General features: G+C 71.1%; 2 protein-coding genes. Both read left to right on the top strand.

What is annotated here, in order from left to right:
• Nucleotides 1-984 (top strand): segregation/condensation protein A (locus QR77_RS07165; RefSeq protein ID WP_078876524.1); only part of this gene is annotated, 984 nt, incomplete at its 5' end.
• A complete protein-coding gene (gene scpB, locus QR77_RS07160) occupies nucleotides 981-1,613 on the top strand; it encodes an SMC-Scp complex subunit ScpB (protein ID WP_040020373.1) in 633 nt (210 codons plus the stop codon). The genes QR77_RS07165 and scpB, both read left to right, overlap by 4 nt.
• The last annotated feature ends 132 nt before the right edge of the window (nucleotides 1,614-1,745 follow it).

The raw sequence follows: 1,745 nt of genomic DNA, 5'->3' as shown, positions 1-1,745 counted from the left end.
GTACGGGAGCCTGCCGCCGCGCCGCCGGCCGAGAGCGGGCAGCCGGAGCCTGCGCCCGACCCTGAGCCTGAGGTCGCGCCCGAGCCCGACCCTGAGCCGGATCCCGAGCCCGCACCGTACGAGCCCGCCCCCGCAGCGGCCCCCGCCGTCACCGCCCCGGACGGAGCCGAACCCGTCGACGACGGGCGTTTCACCGTGCGGCTCGCCAACTTCGAGGGCCCGTTCGACCTGCTTCTCCAGCTCATCTCGAAGCACAAGATGGATGTGACCGAGGTCGCACTGTCCACGGTCACCGACGAGTTCATGGTCCACATCCGCGCGATGGGTCCTGACTGGGACCTCGACCAGACCACCGAGTTCCTCGTCGTCGCCGCCACCCTGCTCGATCTGAAGGCCGCCCGGCTGCTGCCCGCCGCCGAGGTCGAGGACGAGGCCGATCTCGCGCTGCTGGAGGCGCGGGACCTGCTCTTCGCCCGGCTCCTCCAGTACCGCGCGTACAAACAGATCGCGGAGATCTTCCAGACCCGTCTGGAGACCGAATCCAGGCGCTATCCCCGTACGGTCGGCCTGGAGGCCCACCTCGCCGACCTGCTGCCCGACGTGGTCATCGGCATCGGGGCCGAGGGGTTCGCCAGGCTCGCGGTCAAGGCCATGCAGCCGAAGCCGACGCCGCAGGTGTACACCGACCACATCCACGCGCCCCTGGTGTCCGTGCAGGAGCAGGCGGGCATCGTCGTCGCGCGGCTGCGCGAGCGCGGTGAGGTCAGCTTCCAGGTGCTCACCGAGGACGCCGGGGACACCCTCACCGTCGTGGCGCGCTTCCTGGCGCTGCTGGAGCTGTACCGGGAGCGGGTGGTCACCCTGGAGCAGGAGGAGGCCCTCGGCACCCTCATGGTCCGCTGGACGGGCGGTGACGACGGTGTGGAGCCCGTCGTGACCGACGAGTTCGACCGGCCGCCCGAACCGATCGAGGAGAAGGCGTGAGCGAGCAGGAGCAGAGTACGGTCGCCGGCCTCGACCTCAAGGGCGCCCTGGAGGCGGTCCTCATGGTCGTGGACGAGCCCGCCACGGCCGAGCACCTCGCCAAGGTGCTCGACCGCCCGCGCAGGGCCGTGGCCGACGCGCTGCGGGAGCTGGCGGACGAATACACGGTGCATCGGCGGGGCTTCGAGCTGCGGCTCGTCGCCGGCGGCTGGCGGTTCTACTCGCGGGCCGAGTACGCGGAAGCCGTCGAGGCGTTCGTGCTCGACGGCCAGCACGCACGTCTGACGCAGGCCGCGCTGGAGACGCTGGCGGTCGTCGCGTACCGCCAGCCGGTGAGCCGGTCCAGGGTCTCGGCCGTACGCGGAGTCAACTGCGACGGCGTCATGCGGACGCTCCTTCAGCGCGGGCTGGTCGAGGAAGCGGGCGCGGAACCTGAAACAGGTGCGATCCTGTACAGGACGACGAACTACTTCCTGGAGCGGATGGGCCTGCGTGGCCTGGACGAACTTCCGGAGCTCGCGCCCTTCCTTCCCGAGGCGGATGCGATCGAGGCCGAGACCCTGGAAGGCGTTCCGTCGTTCGATCCGGACGCACCGGACATCCACGCAGACGACAAGACGGACATTTAATGCGAAGCGGTAACAGCAACAGCGGAAGCGGCAACAGGAACGGTGGAGGCGGGAGCGGCGGCCGGGACAACCGGGGCGGCGCCGGCAGCGGTGGCGGTGGCGGCCGGGGCACCGGCGGCGGCAGGAGCGCCG

It is taken from the genome of Streptomyces sp. 150FB, assembly GCF_000818195.1.
In the GTDB taxonomy this organism is placed as follows: Bacteria; Actinomycetota; Actinomycetes; order Streptomycetales; family Streptomycetaceae; genus Streptomyces.
Note: the sequence above shows the minus strand (reverse complement) of the source record. Positions and strands in the feature narration are given on the sequence as shown.